The following is a 21,410-nucleotide window of genomic DNA, read 5'->3' as shown; positions in this document are numbered from 1 at the left end:
AGTGGGAAAACATGAGCAAGAGCGCACCGCCCATCGCCCTCGCAGAAGCGGACGATGCCATCGACTCGGAAGAGGAACTGCAGGCGCGCGTCGCGTGGCACTACTACGTCGGCAACCTGACGCAGCAGGAGATCGCGCAGCGCATCGGCAGCAACCGCGTGCGCGTGAACCGGCTGCTTGCCGCGAGCCGCGAGTCCGGGCTCGTGCAGATCACCATCAACAGCAAGATCGCGCCGTGCGTCGCGCTGGAGGAAGCGCTCGCCAAACGCTTCGGCCTGGAGTGCGCGATCGTCGTGCCGACGGGAGCGAATAACGAAGCGAACAACGCGGCGCTCGGCATCGGCGCGGCCGCCTACTTCGCGAAGCAGATCGTCGCGGGGCAAACCATCGGCCTCGGCTGGGGCCGCACGATCCGCGCCGTCCTTCGCGCGATGCCGCAACGGCACTACGGGCCCGTGTCGGCGGTGTCGCTGCAGGGTGGCTTGTCGCATTGCCCGAGCATCAACACGTTCGACATCGTGTCGGACTTCGCCAACATCTGCCGCGCGGATGGTTATCTCTTCGCCGCACCGATCTACGTCAGCAGCCAGAAGGCGCGCGACGTGATCCTGCAGGAAGAGACCGTGCGCGAGACCTACGAGCTCGCGCGCAATTCGGATCTCGCGCTGCTCACATGCGGCGATCTGACGGAATCGCTCGTCGTGACATACGGCATCGACAATCCCGAGCAACTGCGCACGCTGGAGAAGGCGGGCGCGGTCGGCGACATGCTCGGCCATTTCATGGATGAATACGGCGAGCTGATCGATCATCCGCTGAACCGGCGCACCGTCGCCATCACGCTCGAAGACCTGCGCAAGATCAAGCGCGTGATTCTCGTGAGCGGCGGCAAGAAGAAGTTCCACGTGACGCGCGCGGCGTTGCGCGGGCGCTATCCGTCGGTGCTCGTGACCGATGAGGACACCGCGCGGCGTCTCTGCGACGAGCCTTGAAGACGACACCATGACGACCATCGACAGAAACCGCGAGTTCGCGGGCAAGACCGTGCTCGTCACGGGCGCGGGCAAGGGCATCGGCCATGCGACCGTGCATCTGCTGATCGAGCGCGGCGCGCGCGTCATCGCACTGAGCCGCAGCGCCGCCGATCTCGACGCCTTGAAGAAGGAGACGGGCTGCGAAACCATCGCCGTCGAGCTCGCCGATGCGAACGCCGCGCGCGAGGCGGCGCGCGCAGCGCGGCCGGTCGACCTGCTCGTGAACAACGCGGGTCTCGCCGAATTGCAGCCGTTTCTCGAGACGACGGTCGAATCCTTCGACCTGACGATGAACGTGAACCTGCGCGCCGCGATGATCGTCGCGCAAGAGTGTGCGAAGAGCATGATCGAACGCGGCGTGGGCGGGTCGATCGTCAACGTGTCGAGTTTGTCCGCGAATGTGGGCTTCGCGCTGCACGCGGCGTATTGCGCATCGAAAGGCGGACTCGATGCGATGACGCGCGTGATGGCCAACGAACTCGGGCCGCATGGCATCCGCGTGAATGCGGTGAACCCGACTGTCACGATGACGCCGATGGGCGAGAAAGCCTGGAGCGACCCTGCCAAGGCCGGTCCGATGCTCGCGCGCATTCCCTTGAACCGCTTCGTGCAGCCGGTGGAAGTGGCGCGCACGATCGCCTATCTGCTGAGCGACGACTCGAGCATGGTGAACGGCGTGAGCCTTCTGGTCGATGGCGGTTTCCAGGCTTGCTGAGCCGACTTCGACGAGCCGCATATATCCCTGTACAAAGGAACGACGATGGAAGCACTGGTTCTCGAAGAGGCGAGGCGCATCAGCTTGCGCCCGTTCAGCCTGCCGCAGGTCGTGGGTCCGCGCGACGTGCGCATCCGCATTCATACCGTGGGCATTTGCGGCAGCGACATTCACTACTATCAGCACGGCCGCATCGGGCCGTTCGTCGTGAACGAGCCCATGGTGCTGGGGCATGAGGCATCCGGCACGGTCGTCGAAGCAGGCGAGGAGGTGAAGCATCTCAAGGTGGGCGACCGCGTGTGCATGGAGCCGGGCGTGCCGGACATGGAATCGCGCGCATCGCGCGAAGGCATGTACAACCTCGATCCGAAGGTGCGTTTCTGGGCGACGCCGCCGGTGCACGGGTGCCTCGCACCCTTTGTCGTGCATCCGGCCGCATTCACGTACAAGCTGCCGGACAACGTGAGCTTTGCGGAAGGCGCAATCGTCGAGCCGCTGTCGATCGGCCTGCAGGCCGCGAAAAAGGCCGCGATCAAGCCTGGCGATGTCGCCGTGGTGCTGGGCGCGGGCACGATCGGCATGATGTGCGCGCTCGCCGCGCTTGCGGGCGGATGCAGTCGCGCGATCGTCTGCGATCTCGTTCAGGAGAAGCTCGATCTTATCGGCGGCGTGCAGGGCGTGACCGCGGTGAATATCCGCGAGAAACGCGCGCTGGATGTGGTCAACGACCTGACGGACGGCTGGGGCGCGAACATCGTGTTCGAGGCGAGCGGCAACGAGAAGGCGTTCGAAGGCATCGTCGATCTGCTGTGCCCGGGTGGCTGTCTCGTGCTGGTCGGCATGCCGCAGCACGCGATTCCGCTCGACGTGGTGGCCGTGCAGATCAAGGAAGCGCGCATCGAGTCGGTGTTCCGCTACGCCAATATCTTCCCGCGCGCGATTCAGCTGATTGCATCGGGCAGGCTCGACGTGAAGCCGTTCATCTCGCGCACGTTCCCGTTCGCGGAAGGCATCAAGGCGTTCGAGGAAGCGGCGAGCGGCGTGCCGACCGACGTGAAGGTGCAGATCGTACTGGAAGAGTGAAGTGAAACTCACATAACTATACGGAGACACGCCATGCCCGATTCATCAATGACGGCGATCGTATGCCGCGCGCCGAAAGACTATCGCGTGGAACGCGTGGAGCGTCCGCGCCCCGGCAGGAATGAACTCGTGATTCGCATTGCCGCATGCGGCATCTGCGCGAGCGACTGCAAATGCTGGTCGGGCGCGAAGATGTTCTGGGGCGGCCCGAATCCGTGGGTCAAGGCGCCGGTCATTCCGGGGCATGAATTCTTCGGGTATGTGGAGGAACTGGGCGAAGGCGCGGCGGAGCACTTCGGCGTGCAGAAAGGCGACCGCGTGATCGCCGAGCAGATCGTGCCGTGCGCGAAGTGCCGCTATTGCAAATCCGGCGAGTACTGGATGTGCGAGGTTCACAACATCTTCGGCTTTCAGCGCGAAGTGGCCGATGGCGGCATGGCGGAGTACATGCGCTTTCCGCCGACGGCGATCGTACACAGGATCCCCGACGGCATTTCGCTCGAAGACGCGGCGATCATCGAGCCGCTCGCGTGCTCGATCCATACGGTGAATCGCGGCGATATCCAGTTGAGCGACGTCGTCGTGATCGCGGGCGCGGGACCGCTCGGCCTGATGATGACGCAGGTCGCGCATCTGAAGACGCCTAAGAAGCTTGTCGTGATCGATCTCGTCGATGAGCGCCTGGCACTCGCGCGCGAATACGGTGCCGACATCACCATCAACCCGAAGACCGACGACGCACTGGAGACGGTCCGCTCGATCACCGACCGCTATGGCTGCGACGTATATATCGAAACGACCGGTGTTCCGGCGGGCGTATCGCAAGGGCTGGAGCTGATCCGCAAGCTCGGGCGCTTCGTGGAGTTCTCGGTCTTCGGCGCCGATACGACCGTCGACTGGTCGATCATCGGCGACCGCAAGGAACTCGACGTGCGCGGCGCGCATCTCGGACCGTATTGCTATCCGGTCGCGATCGATCTGCTCGCCCGCGGCCTCGTAACCTCGAAGGGCATCGTCACGCACGGCTTCACGCTGGATGAGTGGGACGAAGCCATCAAGGTCGCGAATTCACTCGATTCGATCAAGGTGCTCCTCAAGCCGAAATGATTGCATCTGCAATCATCGTGTGAATCCATGTGGCAGGAACCGGCAAGCGATCGTGCTAAGCGCGAACAGGCTGCGAATGCGCTCAATGAACGCCTGCCGTCGCGGGACAACGGACGTGTCAGAAAGGCGCCTCGGCCACGTGCCAAAGCACGCCCGAAGGATCGAACACGAAACCGACCTTCATGCCCCAGCTCTGCATCGCGGGCGCGCGCGCCGCGTTGACGGGAAAGCGCTCGCGGAGCGCTTCGGGATTCATGTCGCGCCACCAGGCATCGACATCACGCACCAGCATCTGCAGCATGCAGTTCTCCGCGAATTCCTTCACATAGAAATTCTGCAGGATGAAGCTGAAGCTTTCGGCTTTCAGCATGGCGACGTCGTCGTCCTGATGCGTGATGCGAAAGCCCAGTGCTTCGTAGAAGCGTTTGGACAGCTCGAAGTCCTTGGCGGGAACGAAGGGGCGCAGCGCGAGGAGTTGGCTCATCGGAAAGAGTCGGCGTGGCGGGAGCGCACAGTGTACCGGTTCATCGAGGTGGCGGCGCGCCGCCACCATCGGCACCACGCCCCGCACACACGCATCACGATCCCGACGCGTGCAGGAAGATCTGGTTGAACGTCCTGTTCCACTGGCCTCGTTCGCTCATCGTCATGGCCGGATCGACGAGCGCGACGCTGATGCCCTGCAGCGGCGATGCGACGCTGCGATTGGTGGGAACGTAGTCGCGCGAGACGAGGATGCGCTGGGCATCGACGGATAGCAGGTAGTCGTAAAGCAGCAGCGCCGCGGCCGGATGCGGCGCATGCGTGAGAAGCGCGACGCCGTTCGCGCGCGCCGCCGCCGGCTGCAACACGAACCAGTCGATGGGCGCGCCACGACGCTTCGCCTGCGCGGGCATGTAGTTGTAGACCTCGAGCGCGAGCGGCACTTCACCCGCAACCACGAGATTGTTCAACAGCGAGTTGCCCGTGCGCGCGGCCACGCCGTTCGTATCGACGAGCGTGCGAAAAAACTCGATGCCCTTGTCGCGGCCCATCTGCGTGGCGACGGTCGCGAACCAGTCCGCGCTCTTCGCTTCGATGCCGAGCTTGCCTTTCCAGTGCGCGGCGAGGAGATCGTCGTAGCGCTTAGGAAGGTCTGCGGGTCTGATGAGGCGCGTGTTGTACGCCTGAACCCATACCGAAAGCATCGTCGATGCCCACTGGCGATGCGCGGGCACCACGTTCGACGCGAGCTCCGCGAGCACCGGCGACGACACCGGTGCGAGCAGCTTTTCGCGCCGCAGCGCGTCGAGATATGACGAACCGGTGTGCACCGCGTCCACGATATAGCGATGCCCCTGCGATTCCGCGACGATGCGCTGCACCACCTGCTCGTCGCCCGCGCGCCAGACGTTGACCTTGATGCCGTAGCGCGCTTCGAACGGATCGATAAGCGGGGCGACGTCCGGCTGTGCAATGGACGTGTAGAAGTTGAGCTCGCCTTCTTCCTTCGCGGCGGCGAGGATTTTCCCGGCGCGATCCGGTCCTTCGTATGACGCGAGCGCGAGATTCGGCTGCGGCTGCGATTCCCTGGCGCTCGGCGCGATCGGCAGGCCGGCCGCGCCGAGCGCGAGCGCCGTACCGGCCAGACGCATCATGTCTCTTCTCGTCGTTGTCATGGGGTCTCGGGCCTCGTCGTGTCGGTCGTTCGAATAATTGCACCTGCAACTACATGCGCCATCATGACGCCATTCCGGCGAAGTTGCTTTGCCATACGAGATGCAGGCGCGCGTTGAGTTCGTCGGGGAATGGTCCCATGCCGGAGACTGCGCATAACTCCTTCAATTGCTGCATCGAAGAGAATCCGCCGAGCGCCGTCGTCACGCCGGAATGCGCGAGCACGAAGCGAAACGCAGCCTGCGCGAGCGAGATTCCCGTTTCGCGAGCGAGAAAACTGACCCGCGCCGCCTTCTCGCGCATTTTCCCGGCATCCGTAGCGTTGGCGGAGATGTCGCGCGCAAGCGGATGATGTGCTTCTCCGGCGACGCTCTGATCCGAGAGAAAGCCACGCGCCAGCACGCTGTAGACCGCGGCTCCCGCGCCGGCGTTGCGTGCATCGTCGAGAACGGCGCCGCCGTCCTTGTCGACCTCAAGGTTCGCGGGCAGCACCATGCCCGCGCTCGGATTGAGCAACGTGTACGGCACGTTGAGCATGCCGAACATGCCTGTTGCGAGCAACTCGCGCACATAGGGCGCGTCGTTGCCGCGACAGACGAAGCCGACGTGCCGCACCTTGCCCGCATCGAGCAATCGTCTCAACCCTTCGAGCGCGCCGCGCGGCCCGAGAAAATGCTGCACGCCCAGCGTGTGATAGTCGCTACCGGCCGGCGCGCGCGATCCGGCCACGGGCGCGTTGTGAACCTGCAGCACATCGAGATGATCGACGCCCAGTTCCTTCAGGCTCGATTCCGCGGAGCGCACGACATGCGCGGCGATATCGTCGAGATTCCCGGCGCGTATCTCGACCTTCGAGTTGAGCAGGGGGCGCGCGCCAAGCGCGTGCAGCACGCGGCCCAGGTTCGCTTCGGCGTCGATGTAGTCGGGCGCGACGTCGAAGTAATTGATGCCCGCTTCGAGCGCAGCCTCGACGATGCGCAACTGCTCGTCGAAGCTGCCGCGCACCATCAGGCCCGCGTTGCCGCCGCAGCCGAAGCCGATCTCGGACACCTTCAGATCCGTGCGCCCGATGCTTCTGTATTTCATCGCGAGCCTCCGGACGCTTGATCAGGTCGTGCTCGCGCTGGCTTCGCGCGCGGCGATTTCCGCCTCCTCGATGCGGCGATGCAGATCCTTCACATCCTCGATGATCGGGCCATAGCGGTCCGCATCGTCATTGAAGAAGCCGCGATGATAGAGCTTGCGGAAGTTGTGCTTGAGAAGCGGCTTGCTGTAATCCGGCGCTTCGCCCGATCCGTAGATGATGTCCGGCGATTCGCCGCGCCAGAAGTTAATCGGATCGAGCCCTTCCTCGACGCGGCGAATCTGCTCGTCGAGTTGCTTGCGCAGCAGCACGATGGGGATGTCGGTGCGGCCGAGCAATTCCTGCGAGCGATCGGTGATCGGGCCCTGGGCGTCCCACACGAGCGCGTCCTGCGCGAGCACATAATCGAGGATCGGCTTGCCGTTCTCGTCGAAGCGCGGCGGCTCGTACCACGGCACGATGTCCTGCTTCGGCGCCTCGACGCCCGGCGGCGCCGCATAGACCTGATAGCAGATGTGATACGTGTGCTCGTCGTCGATCGGCACGCGAATTTGATATTCGCTGCGCGGCGCGCCGGTCTTGCCCGTCTGCGTGAAGAACGGGAAGATCACGGTCGAGTGCTCGCGCGTGTAGTCCTCGTCCGCGCCGAGCTCCTTCGAATAGCGCACGCCCTTCGAGATGCCGTGCGTGCTCGGATTCGCATACAGCTCCTTGATGCCGATTCCGGTTTTCAGGCGCGTATGCAAGGTATGTTCGGCGCGCGCGGCCGCTTCCTCATAACGTCCCTGCTTCTCGAGAACGTACTGGAACATGTGTCCGTGCGCCCATGCGCTGTGTGTTGGATCGCCCGTGTTCTCGTGACATTGGAGCCAGTTGCAGTCGATCTTCATGATGGCGACCTGGCGAATCGCGTTCGGCCATACGAAGAGGTCCCAGCGCGGCAGCGCGGGTGCGGGCAGAGGCCCGAGGTACGCGAACACGAGACCGCCCAGCTCCTGCACCGGATACGCCTTCAGCTTCTGCTTGATCTCGCCGCGCGGCGTGGCTTCCATCGGACGCTCGACGCACTTGCCGTCTTCGTTGAAAAGCCAGCCGTGATATGGGCAGCGCAAACCGCACTGATCGGGGATGCCGAACTTCAAGTCGACGTTGCGATGCAGACAGCGATCGCCGATGAGACCGAGCGTGCCGCTCTTGTCCTTGTACAGCACGAGGTCCTCGCCGAGCACGCGCACCTTATGTACCGGGTTTTCTTCGTCGAGCTGCGAATAGGGCGCGATCGGAATCCAGTAGCGCCGCATCAGTTCGCCACCGGGTGTGCCTGGTCCGACGCGTGTGAGTCTTTCGTTCATCGCTGCACTCAGCATGTTCCGTCTCCATGTTCAGGTGAGTGCAGATTAGGGTTCACGTATCGTTCTGACAAGCGGCACAAATTCTGTTGGACAGAATCAATGTCCGGCGCTATAAATTCCCTCACGAACGAACATTGAGGAGACGGACGCGATGAACCTCGACCACCCGATGCAGTCGGCGCAGACGGATGCGTCATACGACGAAGCGAACGAGATCGAGGACAAGCGTCCGCGCGTCGAAGCGGTCGAACGTTCGCTTGCGATCCTTCAATGCTTCCGCCTGCCGGGCGAAGCGTTGTCGCTCGCCGTGCTGGCGCAGCGCTCGGGCTTCTACAAGAGCACGATTCTCAGGCTGTGCGCATCGCTCGTGCACATGCGTTTTCTCGAACGCGACGCGAGCGGGCATTTCACGCTCGGGCCGGAATTGCGGCGTCTGGGCGCACTGAGCGAGGCTGAAGTGAGCCTCGAAGATCTGGTGCGTCCCGCGTTGAAAAAGCTCTCGACCTTCACGCGCGAGACGGCTTCGTTCTACGTGCGTGACGGCGACGAGCGCGTCTGTCTGTATCGCGTGAATTCCCCGCGCTCGGCGCGGCATCACCTGGACGAAGGCTCGCGTCATCCTTTGAAGGGTGGGGCAGCGGGGCGCGTGCTGTGGGCATTCGATCCGCAATCGCGTGGCGAGGAGGCGAGCATGTCGGTGCGCGCGCGCGGCTGGGTGGTATCGAAAGGCGATCGCGATCCCGATCTTGCCGCTGTCGCCGTGCCGCTTCTGAACGAGCGCGGCGAACTGCTCGGTGCGCTGACGGTATCGGGCCTGCTCACGCGCTTTACGACGGATCAGGTGAAGGTATTCCGCAAGATGCTGCTCGATACCGCGGCCGCGCTCAAGCCGCGCCTGCCGATGAGGAGCGTGCTCGAGAGCACGGCCTACGGCATCAGAAGAGATTGAACTCGGGGCGCACTGCCGCCGAACGTAAGGAGGAGTGGTTTCATGTCTTTGCAGATGGGTGCATCCGATGCGCCGATGAACATGCGTGTGACGGCGATCCGTTACGCCGCCGACGACATCAACGTCTACGAAATTCGCCGTCCGGACAATGCGGCATTGCCGCGTGCGGAGCCGGGCGCGCATATCGACGTGCATATGCCGAGCGGGATCATGCGTCAGTACTCGCTCGTGACGGCCGATGGCGACGAGCGAGCGTATCTCATCGGCATCAAGCGGGATCGGGCGAGCCGGGGCGGGTCGCGGTTCATGCATGAGCAATTGCGCGTCGGTCAGATGCTCGATATCGGCGGGCCGCGCAACAACTTTCCGCTGTGCGAGACGGCGGAGCATACGGTGTTGATTGCGGGCGGCATCGGCATCACGCCGATCTGGTGCATGGCGCAGCGTCTGATGCGGCTGAACAGATCGTTCGAGTTGCATTACGCGTGTCGGGAGCGGCGCGAAGCTGCGTTTCTCGATACCTTGACTTCGTTGCCGCAGGCGAAGCTGCATTTCGATGCGGAGCGTGATGGACGTGTGCTCGATATCGCGGCGATCGTCGCGTATGCGCCTGCTGGTTCGCACTTCTATTGCTGCGGGCCGCAGCCGATGCTGGCGGGCTATGAAGCCGCGACGGCATCGATCGATCCGGAGCGCGTGCATATCGAGTATTTTGCGCCGCGCGCGGCGGCGGCGGCTTGCGAAGGCGGGTTCGTCGTGCAGTTGCATCGTACGGGGCAGCAGTTCGAGGTGCCTCCAGGTAAAACGATTCTTCAGGTCTTGCGCGAAGGGGGTGTTGCGGCGCCGTATTCCTGCGAAGAGGGGATTTGTGGGGCGTGTCAGGTGGATGTGATCGAAGGCACGCCGGATCATCGGGATAGCGTGTTAAGTGAGCGGGAGCAAGCCGCTGGGGACACGATGATGATTTGTTGCTCTGGCGCCCGGGGTGGGCGGATTGTGATTGATTTTTGATTTTTGATTTTGGTGTGTTTGTGTGCTTGTTCTTATGTGGAATCCTGAGTTCTTAGTGGTCTATTGGTGTTGCCCCTGTGCGGGGCGGCAGTCACTTTCTTTGCTGCTGCAAAGAAAGTAACCAAAGAAAGCAGCTTTTGGCCCGGAGTGCTTGAGGCAGACTCGTTGTCATGGTTCGGAGTGGCCCAGCCCCTAAGTGTCGCCTTCAAAGGACTAACGGGGCGTGGCTCGCGCACGGTCTGACGAGCTAGTCCGTTTAGGTGGCTGGTTCAGCCCCAAAGCGTTCCGGCACAGCGCTACGCGCTGCCGCAGGGTCTGCAAGGGAAACCAATCTTTAGCGAATGCAGCGAGATGGAGGCGTTATCCAAGAAGCACGGGCAGACCCGATGAACCCTTCGGTCGCGCAGCGGGCCGGAGCTCTTTGGTGCTGAACCAGTCCGTCATGCAATACGAGGTGGCAGACCGTGCGCGAGCCACGCCCCGTTAGTCCTTTGAAGGCGACACTTAGGGGCTGGGCCACTCCGAACCATGACAACGAGTCTGCCTCAAGCACTCCGGGCCAAAAGCTGCTTTCTTTGGTTACTTTCTTTGCAGCAGCAAAGAAAGTGACTGCCGCCCCGCACAGGGGCAACGCTAATAGACCACTAAGACTTCAGGATTCCACAGAAGCGCAAGCAACGAAGCAAACCCACCCCAACAAAAAACTCAAGAATTCACTTCAACAGACTTATCGAGCCCCATACCAGCCGAGGTATTCAAACCCTTCCTCGGATCCCCTTGCTCCGGATAAGCATAAGGCCCGAGGCGCATGATCGAAACCACCGACAAGGCGACCAGCCCAGAAAATACCCACAACGCCAGATGATAAGAATGCGTGAGGTCATAGCAGAGTCCGGAAAGAAAAATCATGATCCCCGCTCCCCAACCCCAGCAAGCCCACATCCCCCCGCAAACGCGGCCAAACAACCTCAAATCGAAATAGCGACTCACGATGAACGTGATGATGTCGGCCTCCGCGCCAATACTCACACCGATCATCGCCGAAGCAGCCATCGCAGCATCACCGGTCGCGCCCGCAGCGAGAATCACCACGCCGCATAGCGTAAGACCGAACGACATAGCCGCGACGTAGGGCGCGTGAACACGGTCCATCAGATAGCCGGCGAACAAACGGCCGACCGCGGAAGCAAGACCCGCGATGGATAGCATCGTCCCCGCTGCGCGGACGGTCTCTCCGCGATCGGTCATCATCGGCACGAGTTGCGAAAGCAGGGCGAGCAACACGCCCGACATGCAGAAGATCGCAATGCCCAGCAGACGGAACGTGCGGTCGTGACGGAAGATCGTCCACAGCGAAGGCAAATCGGCACGCGCCTCGCGCGCACGGCGAGAGATCGCTTCGTCGACGCCCGGCGGCATCTTCACGAGGAAATAAAGCGCGGGCATGGAAAGCACCGTCATCAAAGCGGCGACGCCGAGATAACCCGTGCGCCAGCCGAAATGACGAAGCAGATAGCCCGCGTATTGCGGCATCAGCATCGCGCCGATCGCCGTGCCGCCCACGGTCAACCCGAGCGCCAGCCCACGCCGGTGATCGAAGCGCGCACACACGACCTTCGCATACGGCAACGCATTGCTGCCAGGCGCGAAGAAGCCGACCATCACGAATACGAGGCAGAAAAGCACCAGCGACACAGGAATCACGCCGACAAGCGCAATCGATCCCGCGAACAACAGCAGGAACAACAGAGTAGGACGACGCACGCCAAAGCGGTCGATCAGCGAGCCGAGCACGATCGTGCCCGGACCCATCGCGAACTCGAAGATGGTAAGGCCGAGCGACACCTGCGCGCGGCTCCAGCCGTTCTCCGCGGCGATCGCCTTGATGAAGGTGCCGAACATGAACGCCGATATCACGCCCGCGCCGACGGAAAGGCAAATCGCGCCGCCAAGGACGGTCCACCATCGATTGATGTCTTGCTTCAAAGCATGTCTCCTGCATGTCCGCGCGTGCGTGGACGAATTCGATTGTTCATGCACCTAGCGCGGCGAGCAGATCTTCCAGATAGCCCGCGCTTACCGGGAGGATCAGCATCGTGCAATGCGGACGCAACTGGTCGGCGGTGCGCGCCGGCGCGCGGTCGTCGTCGGAAGGACCGATCACGCCCGACACGGTCACACCGCGGCCGCGATACGCCTGCGCCGCGACCGCGCCCGCCTGCGCATCGTCGCCTTCGCGGCCCGCGATCACCACGAGATCCGGCGTGCCGAGCCACGCATTCAATGCGGCCGCGTTTGCATCGACGCTACGCAGGATGCTCGCGGCGTCCGTGCCGTCCGTCTGCAACAGCGCGGCGAGCTCGCTTGCGCGCACGAATTGCACATCGGCGTGTGCGCGCCCGGTGCATCTTCCCATTTCCGCATCGTCATCCGTAAGAGCAATGACCCTGATGCGGCGCGGCGCGGAATTCGCGGCTCGTACCCTGAAACGCACCTCCGAGGGCGCGCGATGTTCGGGCGTCGTCACTTCCATGGATCGATCGTCATGTGGATCGCGCCTTCGACGCCTTCGCCCTGCAAGGTGCGCAAGGCGAGATCGGTGTCGTCGAGGCCGAAGGTGTGAGTGCTCATCTGCGCGACATTCTGGCGATTCGCGGCGATGAGTTGCAGCGCCAGCTCCACCGACTGATAGCTGTGCCCGCGCATGCCCTTTATCGTGAGGAAACGCGCGATGATCATGTCGCTGTTGAACTCGGGAATCGGCACGCGCTTCTGGCCGCCGAGCACGACGGTGCCGCGTTTGCGCGCGAGCTGAATCGCGGATGTGACCGTCGCAGGGCCTCCCGACGCGCAATCGATGACGAGATCCGCCATCGCGCCGCCGGTCAGGTCGGCGACGCGTTCGAGCACGTCTTCCTGATCGACTTCGATGGTGTGATCCGCGCCCAGGCGCTTCGCCAGTTCGAGACGTTCGCGATCGGTCTTCGTCGAGAGTCCCGTCACGATGATCTTCGCCGCCCCCGCTTCGCGCGCCGCGACGACGCACGAAAGCCCTTGCTGCCCCGGCCCCTGAATCACGACGGCCTGACCCGGTCCCGCACCGCCTTGCAGATAAGCCCATTCGATGCCGTTGCCGAGCGGAAGCGCGAGCGCCGCATGCTTGGGCGCGACGTTCGAGGGCACGCGATGAAACACCGTGTTCAACTGCAAGTACTGGTACTGGCTGAATCCGCCCCAGAAACTCGGCGCGGTGCGCAGGCCCGTCGCTCCGTAGCGCAGGCCGTTGAGCCGCCAGTCGGTCGCATCGCAAAGACGGAACTCGTTGGAGAGACAGTATTCGCAATGGCCGCAAGGCACGTACTCTTCGAGTGCGACGTAATCGCCTTCCTTCAGGCCCCATCGCGCGCGCGCGAGCTCCCCCCCTTCCTCGATATGCCCGACCGTTTCATGCCCGAGAATCAGCGGCCCGCGACTTTGCGGCAGTTGACGATAGTAGGGGCCGTCGCTGCCGCACACGCCCGTGATCGCGACGCGCAAGAGCCCCGTCGATGCGGTGATGTCCGGCCGCTCGAACGTCTGAATCTCCGTGCGCGAAGGCGCGACAGCAACGGCTGCCTTGAAGGTGCGCGAGGATTCGCTATGTCGATGTGCTTCGTTCATGCGTGAAATGCGCGCGAGGCTTCATGAGTCATGAAGCCTCGCGCTCGCCCTCGTCAGATGGTGGTGTGTGCCTTGCCCGCTTCCGCATAAAGCGCGTCGTGCGCGCCTTCCTTGAACGGCTTGTCGCGATGCAGGACGATCGCGACCGAGCGCACTTTCTGCGATTCCGGATCGCGTCCCGGCGGCTCGATGCCCTTCTCGGCGAGCGCACGCGCTGCCTTCATCAAGCGATGGCGCACCATGATGATGCCGTTGTCCGTCGACACGAGATTCTCGCGCGTGCGGTCCTGGATCGGGCCCATGCTTTCCTGCAGCGAGGCATCCTGCATCGCGATGCCCTCGACGCCGCTATACGTGATGCCCGCTTTCTGCGCGGCGCGGTCCATAAGATAGTTGTTGGTCTTGTTCTGCAGCGGAATGTACGTGCCGGGGATGTAGCGCACGTGGATGCCCTTGCCGTCTTTCATCGCCTGCACTTCGGCTTCGGTCAGGTCGCGCGTCGGATGGTAATCGAAGCTCCAGGCCCAGCAGTTCTCGTCATCGATCGGCACCCAGAAGTGACCGTGCACCGGATGGTCTCCGCGCGGCGGAACCATCGTGAAGCAGGGCATGACCCACGGCGTGATGCGCCAGTAGTACTGGTTGTTCTCGGCGTTGCGGCGTGCGCCGATGAAGAGGCCGCCGTCCGATTCCACCACTTCGAACACCGGGCTCAGATCGGACAGGTTGTACTGATTGCCGCGCGAGCCCTTGAACAACGGGTCCGTGTTGAGGCTGCCGCTGTGCAGGAACGAGACGTGGCTCGAATCGACGCCGCCTTCGAGCGCCTGCAGCCAGTTGCATTCCTGCAGCCGCTTGCTCATGAACGACTGACTCGCCGGTACGGTCGAGAACTCGAATGCCGGCAGCGGCGGCTGCTCGTCCTTAGGCCCCATGTAGACCCAGATCACGCCGCCTTGCTCGACGAGCGGATACGACTTCAGCTTGATCTTGTTGCAGTAGCCGCTCTCGGCCGGTTCCGACGGCACGTCGACGCACTGGCCGTTCACATCGTATTTCCAGCCGTGATACGGGCAGCGGATGCCGCCTTCCTCGTTGCGGCCGAACCAGAGCGAGACGCCGCGATGCGCGCAGAACTCGTCGATGAGGCCGAGCTTTCCCGTCGAATCGCGGAACGCCAGCATGCGCTCCGACAGCAGCTGCAGGCGCACCGGCTCGCCGCCCGGCTCCGCGAGTTCCTCGGAAAGCAGCGCGGGCAGCCAGAAGCGCCGGAACAGTTCGCCCATCGGGCTGCCAGGGCCGGTTTGCGTGACCAGATCGTTTTGCTCTTTTCTCAACATAGTGCTTGCCTCAGGGTTTGCTGTCGTCTCTCGACGTGTCTTCGTGCGGACCGGGCGCGCCGCATGCGCTGCGCCCTTCATTCATGCCGTTGCTTACGGTTCTGTTCTTCGTGTCGTCTTCCAAGTGTTCCGTATAAAGGAACACTGTTCTTTAAACAGGAACAAAGTTATCATTTGCCTTATTCCATGTCAAACGGAGAAGGAGAAACCCGATGCATCAAGCTTGCGCATTTGCCCGCCTTTGCAAAGCCGGCGACGTCGCCGATGGCCAGGCCATCAAGGTCGAGAAGAATGGCCTCACGCTCGCCGTGTTCAACATTCAGGGCGAATACTTCGTCACCAACGACACCTGCACGCATGGTCCCGGTTCGTTGTCGGAGGGCTATATCGACGGCGACGTGGTGGAGTGCGATTTCCATAACGGCTCGTTCAACATCAAGACGGGCGAGGTCGTCGCGCCGCCCTGCATGATTCCGCTCAAGACATACAAGACGCATGTCGAGGACGGCGAGGTGACCATCGAGATCGACGGCCAATGAAACATGCGCTCGAGCGCGTGCGTTCTTGCGTGCGCGCCTAGCGCGATGTCGCTGCTTTCAGGATCAACGTGAGTCCGCTCTTCACCCCGTTCGCGTTCACGGAAGCGTTCGTGATCTGCGCACGCCCGTCGCCACGCGCGAACTGCACGATCGCGATCGAGTCCTGGTTTTTCAGCCGCACCAGGCCCTTCAATCTCAGCAGCGAATCGCCATGCTGTTCGACGAGCGCATCGACGCGTGCGTGCAGCGCGTCGATATCGGGCGCTTCGTCGATCGCGATGAAGCGCGTCACCGCATCGTGTGGGCGTCGTCGAGAGAAGGGCACCGCAACGGTGTTCTCGCTGCGAGGCACGGGTTGAGAGAGAAGCGAGAGCGCGTCCTGTAGCCCGAAGCTGGCGTTGGTCGAATGCGCGATCCGCGCTCCGCGATACGTGTCGCGCAAATTCGCTTCGACGGAAGCAAGCTCGCGCGCACTGACCATATCCATCTTGGTGATGATCACCGCATCCGCGCCTTGCAGTTGCGCGCGTGCAATGCATTCGTGCGAGAGCGTATCGAGCGCGTTGGGTGCGGCGATCGTCGTGAACGTGCCTGCGATGCGGTAGCGTTCCTTCACGAACGCATTGAGACTCAGTGACGCGACGAGCGGTCCGGGATCCGCGAGTCCGGTAGTTTCGATGACAACCATCTCGAAGCGCGCGATGCTGCGATGCAGCCGCGCCCAGAACAGCTGCTCCAGCGCCTCGTTGAGCGCGGGCAGGCCGCTGCAGCAGACGCACGCATCGGCGAGCAGCACCGACGCATCGCCCGAGAATCCGAGCGTTGCGTGATCGATGCCGACTTCGCCGATTTCATTGACGATCAGCGCGGCGTTGGAGAAGGGTGCTTCCTTCAGCCAGCGCGAGAGCAGGGTTGACTTGCCGCTGCCGAGAAAGCCGGTCACGACATAGACCGGTATGCGTTCGCGATGCATGTGAGACGGAGATCAGCCGCGCGCGCCGAGCTTGCCCGCGTGATAGTCCCAGACCTTCTGCAGGAGATTCGGCTTCCAGAGATTGCGCCGGATCACCTCGATCTGTGCCGCATCGAGCACGGTCGGCTCGCCGAGCTGGCTTGCGAGATACTGGCGATGCGCGTTCTCTTCCAGATAGAACGCGAGCACGAACGCCTCGAGAATGCTCGACGCCGCGATCACCGAGCCATGCGACTTCAGCATGGCGACGCGATGTGGCCCGAGTGCTTCGGCGAGCTCCTCGCCGAGTTCGTTGCGATTGATCGACGCGGTCTTGGGAAAGCGTTGAATCTCGCCGAGCACGGCGGCCTGCATGATGACGGGCAGCACCGGCTTGCCCGTCATGCTGAAAAGCGTGGACCACAGCGGATGCGCGTGAATCACCGAGCCGACGTCCGGCCGTCGGCGATAGATCTCCGAGTGGATGTGAAACTCCATCGGCGGTGCGGCATCGCCTTCGATCAGATTGCCGTCGAAATCGATGATGACGATATCGGCCGCCGTGAGCGCGCTGCGCACCGACGCGCCGGAGTTGATCAGCATGCGCTCCTGGCCGGGCACGCGCCAGCTTGCGTGCCCGTTGAAGTCGATCACCTCGGCGCGCTCCAGCATGAGGATCGCGTCGGCCAGCATGCGCTTCTGGCCGGTGTGGCTTTCGCTTTGAATCGTTGCGGTCGAGTTCATGACGTGACGTATTGATGATGCGCGTTCAACGGGACGACTTCCACGGAATCAGCTTGCGCTCGAGTTCGGTCAGCACGACCGAGATGCCATAGCCGAGCGCGGCGATGACGAGCAGCCCGACATACATCGTCTCGACGGACAGCAGCTCCCATGCGTTCCAGATCATGTAGCCGAGGCCGCTCTTCGAGCCGATCATCTCCGCGATCGCGATCAGCATGAGACCGAGACCGATGCCGAGCTTGATGCCGCTCATGATGTGCGGCACCGCGCCCGGCAGCGCGATCGTGCGAAACACCTGCCAGCGGCTCGCACGGAAGTTGCGGCCGACGTCGAGATAGATCTTGTTGATCTCGAGCACGCCTGTCGCGGTGTTGATGAGCACCGGGAAGAACACGCCAATCGCGACCATCACGATCTTCGATGCTTCGCCGAGGCCGCAGATCAGAAGCAGCAGCGGGAAGATCGCGCTCTTCGGCACGGGATACGTCGCCGCGATGAGCGGATCGAACACGGCGCGCAGCGGCCGCGAAAGACCGATGGCGACGCCCAGGATCAGCGCCGGAATGCCGCCCGCGAGCGTGCCCCAGAAGAGGCGTTGCAGCGTGGCCCAGGTGTTGTCCCAGAGCGAGCCGTCGTTGACGAGCGCGATGAAGGTGCCGAACACCTTCGACGGCGCGGGAAAGAAGCGTTCGTCGATGACGCCGGTTTCCGCGAGTATCTGCCAGACGATCAGCAGCACGATCGGCGATGCGATGCTGATCATGCGGTCGCGGTTGTTGCCCGAGAACCAGCGCTTGAGCCGGGAAGGAGAGGACTTGTATTGCATCGCCGGTGCGGTAAGTTTTTGCGCGGTTTTCATGCGTGAATCTCGCCAAGGTCGCGTGAACGGGCGCGCTGAACTTCATCGCGCAGTTGCCCCCAGATGGAATAGACGAACTCGCCGTACGCGGGCCGCGAACGAAGTTCGAGCACCGAGCGCGGACGTTCGAACGGCACGTCGACGATCTGCTTCGCCGTGCCCGGCTGCGCGGTCATGATCATCACCCGGTCGCCGAGCGTCACCGCTTCGTCGACGCTGTGCGTGATGAAGAGCACCGTCTTGCGTGTCTCCTCCCAGATGCGCAGCAACTCTTCCTGCAGCAGCAGCTTGTTCTGTTCGTCGAGTGCGGAGAAGGGCTCGTCCATCAACAGGATGTCGGGATCGTTCGCGAACGCGCGCGCAATCGACACACGCTGGCGCATGCCGCCCGAAAGTTGATGCGGATAGGCTTTCGCGAAACGCGTGAGGCCCGTGCGGCTCAGGTAATGACCGACTACTTCGCGGATCTGCGCCTTGGGCACGCCGCGCAGCGTGAGACCATAGGCGGCGTTGTCCCACACGGTCATCCACGGAAAGAGCGAGTCGCCCTGAAACACCATGGAGTTGCTCGGGCGCTTCTCAGCGGGCGCGCTGATCTCGACGGTGCCGCTCGTCGGCTCTTCGAGATTCGCGAGAATCCGCAAGAGCGTGGACTTGCCGCAGCCGCTCGGTCCGACGATCATGAAGAAGCAGCCCGTCGGGATGTCGAGCGACATGTTGTCGAGCGCGGTCACGACGCCGCCGCCCGACTGGAACGACTTGGTCAGGTTGCGCAAGCGGATCTTTGCCGGCGCATCTTCGGGAATGGGGGAAATCGACATGCCGGCTCCTTACTTGAGAGGTTTGTACGGGCCGAGTTCCTTCACGGCGTTTTCTGCAAACGACGTGTCGAGCACTTGCGCGACCGTGACGTTGCCCTTCACGACGCCTTCGCTCTTGAAGAACGCGAGGTCGTTCTCCAGGCTTGCAACATTGAGCTTGCCATCCGGGTTCGTGCCCTGGGGCACGATCGTGCGATAGATGCCGGCGTCCTTGATCGGCGTGTATTCGGTCAGGATCGAAATGACTTCCGGCGCGTTCGGGCCTGCCAGCTTGCCGTTCGAAAGCGCGTTGTTGTAGTCGCGCACGGCGCGGATATACGCGCGCATGAAGGCCTTCGCCGCTTCCGGATGATCCTTGATGAAGCCGGTGGAATAGAGCACCACAGCGAGCTGATGATTCGGATAGATTTGATCGTCGCCGACCACGCGCACTGCGGCGCCGCGCTTGACGGCTTCCGTCGCCGAGGGCTCGGTGGTGAGCGCGGCATCGACGGCCTTGTTCTGCAGCGCCATCACATGCTGCGGGAACGAGAGATAGATGCGCTCGACATCGCTCGTCTTGAGGCCGGCTTTCTTGAGCGCCTCGTTCATGGTGGACGTCGATGCGCTGCCGGTCGCGCTGCCCGCGACTCTCATGCCCTTCAGGTCCGCAAGGGATTTATAGCGGCCGTTCGCGACCAGATCGCTGCGCACGAGTAGCGGCTGATAGCCGTATCCCGGCGGCGTCGAGCCCTTGTCCGCAACGATCTTGATGCCGATGCCGCGCACCACCGCGTTATAGAGACCGGCCGAAGGCGAGCCGCCCGCGACATCGAGCTGGCCCGCGCCGAGGGGCGCGACCATCTTGGCGCCGGAGTCGAACGGGATGAACTTCGCGTCGAGTCCCTCCTGGTGGAAGTAGCCTTTCTTCTCGGCGATGAAGAACGCGACGTCGCTGCTCGCGTTGGCGATGCCGACTCGCACGGTCGTCACGTCGGCGGCGGCGGCCACCGATCCCAGCGCGACCCACGCGACGAGCGTCGCGCCCAATACCCTGACTCCTTTCACTGCATGTCTCCTTGATCGAACTTCAACGCGCAATCCTTCATGAGGCGCGGCGCCCGCGCGCCGTGCCCTGTTAGTCGATCAGGGGCGCGACGTGGGGCGCCGGTGTTCATTTACTGCATCTTTCTATCGTTCCTTTATATGGAACGACGTGTCGTTGTATGGAACAACATTAGCATTGGCGAAAACGGGGTGTCAATGCAAAATCGAATCAGAAGCGATGGCGCAGCGAAAGTTTGACCGCCACCTGGTTCGGCGTGGTCGATTGTCCGAGCGAGCCGATGGCCGCGACGGCGGGCTTGCCGGTCGAGTCGATGCCCGATGCATGCTGCCATACGCCCACGAGGTTCACGTCGGTGCGCTTCGAGATGAAATAGTCGGGCCCGAAATCCACTTGCTCGTATTTCGCGGATTCGGCCCTCGTATAGTCGAAGGAGGCGGCGATCTGCAAGGTCGGAATGACGAACCAGCGCGCGTTCACTTCGTAGCTGTTGAAGGTGGCCTTGCCGGTGTTCGGTGTGGTAGGCGTGCGCAGGATGTCGTTGAAGCGCGTGTTCGTATACACGAAACCGATCTTGCCGGCGCCGAAGCTATAGGAGATGCCCGCGCCGAAGATCTCGACCGAGTTCGCCGATGCGTAGCCGCTATAGACAGGGCTCTTGCCTGGCGACGTGTAACCCGTCTCGCCCGGATTCACGGTGCCGTCGTAAGCGGACACCGACGGATTGTTCACGTTGTCGTAAGCGATTGCCGCGGTGATCGGACCGTTCACGTAAGACGCGGCGAGCGTATAGACCCGGTTCGATGCAAAATTGCCCGCGACGCCGCCGGGCGCGAAGATGCCGGAAAGGCGCAGACCGTAGAGGTTCGGCGACGTGTACTTCACGGCATTGTTGACGCGGAAGTTCGAGTTGAGGTTGTCGAAGTCGCCTGGGTGGGTGCCGACCCACGCCCACAGCGAGGTTGCCGCGATCTCGCCGATCCATTCGGTCATCGGGTCGTACTGACGGCCGAGCGTGATCGTGCCGTAGGGGCTCGACAAGCCGACGAACGCCTGCCGCCCGAACTCGCGGCCACCCTGAAGCAGCTTGCCGTTGGAAGTATCGAATCCGTTTTCGAGCGTGAATATCGCCTTCATGCCGCCGCCGAGATCTTCGGAGCCGCGCAGGCCCCAGCGGCTGCCGTTCGTCTGTCCCGTCACCGTCTCGATGTTCGAGTGTCCCGACTGGTTGTTGATATAGACCACACCGGCGTCGAGCAGGCCGTACAGCGTGACCGAGCTCTGGGCATGCGCCACGCCGGCACCGGCCAGCATGGGAAGTGCGAGAAACATCGCTGTCTTTTTCATGGGGTCTCCGTCCCTTGTTTCATCGTGATGCCGGTTCGTCGAACCGGGATGCTTTGCTGCGAAATCTTCTAATCGTCTTTTTCGTGAAAGCAGATTGATATGGATGACTAAC

General features: G+C 62.7%; 21 protein-coding genes. 7 read left to right on the top strand and 14 right to left on the bottom strand.

What is annotated here, in order from left to right:
* The first annotated feature begins 11 nt into the window (after positions 1-11).
* The 4 genes from AWB83_RS24885 to AWB83_RS24870 are packed head-to-tail and all read left to right on the top strand — an operon-like array spanning position 12 to position 3,939.
* A complete protein-coding gene (locus AWB83_RS24885) occupies positions 12-992 on the top strand; it encodes a sugar-binding transcriptional regulator (protein ID WP_087048268.1) in 981 nt (326 codons plus the stop codon).
* Between the two features lie 10 nt (positions 993-1,002).
* Complete coding sequence (locus tag AWB83_RS24880) at positions 1,003-1,749, top strand: SDR family oxidoreductase (protein WP_087048267.1); 747 nt, start codon at positions 1,003-1,005, stop codon at positions 1,747-1,749.
* A 45-nt stretch (positions 1,750-1,794) separates the two neighbouring features.
* The gene (locus tag AWB83_RS24875; RefSeq protein WP_087048266.1) at positions 1,795-2,832 is read left to right on the top strand and encodes an NAD(P)-dependent alcohol dehydrogenase; all 1,038 of its coding nucleotides are present in this window, start codon (positions 1,795-1,797) and stop codon (positions 2,830-2,832) included.
* 33 nt (positions 2,833-2,865) lie between these two features.
* The gene (locus tag AWB83_RS24870; protein WP_087048265.1) at positions 2,866-3,939 is read left to right on the top strand and encodes an alcohol dehydrogenase catalytic domain-containing protein; all 1,074 of its coding nucleotides are present in this window, start codon (positions 2,866-2,868) and stop codon (positions 3,937-3,939) included.
* Between the two features lie 118 nt (positions 3,940-4,057).
* Here the strand turns inward: AWB83_RS24870 and AWB83_RS24865 are convergent, their stop codons facing one another.
* The 4 genes from AWB83_RS24865 to AWB83_RS24850 all read right to left on the bottom strand — a co-directional run bounded on the left by AWB83_RS24865 (position 4,058) and on the right by AWB83_RS24850 (position 8,046).
* Positions 4,058-4,423, bottom strand: coding sequence for a VOC family protein (locus AWB83_RS24865; protein WP_087048291.1), 366 nt, complete (start codon positions 4,421-4,423; stop codon positions 4,058-4,060).
* 94 nt (positions 4,424-4,517) lie between these two features.
* Positions 4,518-5,576, bottom strand: a complete 1,059-nt coding sequence (locus AWB83_RS24860; protein WP_244197874.1) for an ABC transporter substrate-binding protein — start codon at positions 5,574-5,576, stop codon at positions 4,518-4,520.
* Between the two features lie 82 nt (positions 5,577-5,658).
* The gene (locus AWB83_RS24855; protein WP_087048263.1) at positions 5,659-6,681 is read right to left on the bottom strand and encodes an aldo/keto reductase; all 1,023 of its coding nucleotides are present in this window, start codon (positions 6,679-6,681) and stop codon (positions 5,659-5,661) included.
* A 21-nt stretch (positions 6,682-6,702) separates the two neighbouring features.
* On the bottom strand, positions 6,703-8,046 hold the full coding sequence (locus AWB83_RS24850; RefSeq protein WP_087048262.1) for a Rieske 2Fe-2S domain-containing protein: 1,344 nt from the start codon (positions 8,044-8,046) through the stop codon (positions 6,703-6,705).
* Between the two features lie 136 nt (positions 8,047-8,182).
* Between AWB83_RS24850 and AWB83_RS24845 the strand changes: the two genes are divergently transcribed.
* Both AWB83_RS24845 and AWB83_RS24840 read left to right on the top strand, forming a co-directional pair.
* A complete protein-coding gene (locus AWB83_RS24845) occupies positions 8,183-8,980 on the top strand; it encodes an IclR family transcriptional regulator (RefSeq protein ID WP_087048261.1) in 798 nt (265 codons plus the stop codon).
* A 42-nt stretch (positions 8,981-9,022) separates the two neighbouring features.
* A complete protein-coding gene (locus tag AWB83_RS24840) occupies positions 9,023-9,991 on the top strand; it encodes a PDR/VanB family oxidoreductase (RefSeq protein WP_087048260.1) in 969 nt (322 codons plus the stop codon).
* A gap of 705 nt (positions 9,992-10,696) precedes the next feature.
* Here the strand turns inward: AWB83_RS24840 and AWB83_RS24830 are convergent.
* The 4 genes from AWB83_RS24830 to AWB83_RS24815 are packed head-to-tail and all read right to left on the bottom strand — an operon-like array spanning position 10,697 to position 14,991.
* On the bottom strand, positions 10,697-11,977 hold the full coding sequence (locus AWB83_RS24830; protein WP_087048258.1) for an MFS transporter: 1,281 nt from the start codon (positions 11,975-11,977) through the stop codon (positions 10,697-10,699).
* Between the two features lie 46 nt (positions 11,978-12,023).
* Complete coding sequence (locus AWB83_RS24825; protein ID WP_087048257.1) at positions 12,024-12,524, bottom strand: hypothetical protein; 501 nt, start codon at positions 12,522-12,524, stop codon at positions 12,024-12,026.
* Positions 12,515-13,651 carry a zinc-dependent alcohol dehydrogenase gene (locus AWB83_RS24820; RefSeq protein WP_087048256.1) on the bottom strand — a complete coding sequence of 379 codons (1,137 nt, stop codon included), beginning with the start codon at positions 13,649-13,651 and terminating at the stop codon, positions 12,515-12,517. Before AWB83_RS24820 ends, AWB83_RS24825 begins: the two co-directional genes overlap by 10 nt.
* A gap of 53 nt (positions 13,652-13,704) precedes the next feature.
* Positions 13,705-14,991, bottom strand: coding sequence for an aromatic ring-hydroxylating dioxygenase subunit alpha (locus AWB83_RS24815; RefSeq protein ID WP_087048255.1), 1,287 nt, complete (start codon positions 14,989-14,991; stop codon positions 13,705-13,707).
* A gap of 212 nt (positions 14,992-15,203) precedes the next feature.
* Between AWB83_RS24815 and AWB83_RS24810 the strand changes: the two genes are divergently transcribed.
* Positions 15,204-15,530 carry a non-heme iron oxygenase ferredoxin subunit gene (locus tag AWB83_RS24810; protein WP_087048254.1) on the top strand — a complete coding sequence of 109 codons (327 nt, stop codon included), beginning with the start codon at positions 15,204-15,206 and terminating at the stop codon, positions 15,528-15,530.
* Between the two features lie 37 nt (positions 15,531-15,567).
* Here AWB83_RS24810 and AWB83_RS24805 read toward each other — a convergent pair whose 3' ends face one another.
* The 6 genes from AWB83_RS24805 to AWB83_RS24780 form a co-directional block, all read right to left on the bottom strand.
* Positions 15,568-16,503, bottom strand: coding sequence for a CobW family GTP-binding protein (locus tag AWB83_RS24805; protein ID WP_087048253.1), 936 nt, complete (start codon positions 16,501-16,503; stop codon positions 15,568-15,570).
* A 12-nt stretch (positions 16,504-16,515) separates the two neighbouring features.
* Positions 16,516-17,226 carry a class II aldolase/adducin family protein gene (locus AWB83_RS24800; protein ID WP_087048252.1) on the bottom strand — a complete coding sequence of 237 codons (711 nt, stop codon included), beginning with the start codon at positions 17,224-17,226 and terminating at the stop codon, positions 16,516-16,518.
* A 25-nt stretch (positions 17,227-17,251) separates the two neighbouring features.
* A complete protein-coding gene (locus AWB83_RS24795; RefSeq protein ID WP_208636803.1) occupies positions 17,252-18,085 on the bottom strand; it encodes an ABC transporter permease in 834 nt (277 codons plus the stop codon).
* Positions 18,082-18,906, bottom strand: coding sequence for an ABC transporter ATP-binding protein (locus AWB83_RS24790; protein ID WP_087048251.1), 825 nt, complete (start codon positions 18,904-18,906; stop codon positions 18,082-18,084). The genes AWB83_RS24795 and AWB83_RS24790 overlap by 4 nt, the downstream gene beginning before the upstream one ends.
* A 9-nt stretch (positions 18,907-18,915) precedes the next feature.
* Positions 18,916-19,953 carry an ABC transporter substrate-binding protein gene (locus AWB83_RS24785; RefSeq protein ID WP_087048250.1) on the bottom strand — a complete coding sequence of 346 codons (1,038 nt, stop codon included), beginning with the start codon at positions 19,951-19,953 and terminating at the stop codon, positions 18,916-18,918.
* A 208-nt stretch (positions 19,954-20,161) separates the two neighbouring features.
* On the bottom strand, positions 20,162-21,298 hold the full coding sequence (locus AWB83_RS24780) for a porin (protein WP_087048249.1): 1,137 nt from the start codon (positions 21,296-21,298) through the stop codon (positions 20,162-20,164).
* Positions 21,299-21,410: the final 112 nt, after the last annotated feature.

The organism is Caballeronia ptereochthonis (assembly GCF_001545075.1).
GTDB lineage: Bacteria > Pseudomonadota > Gammaproteobacteria > Burkholderiales > Burkholderiaceae > Caballeronia > Caballeronia ptereochthonis.
Note: the sequence above shows the minus strand (reverse complement) of the source record. Positions and strands in the feature narration are given on the sequence as shown.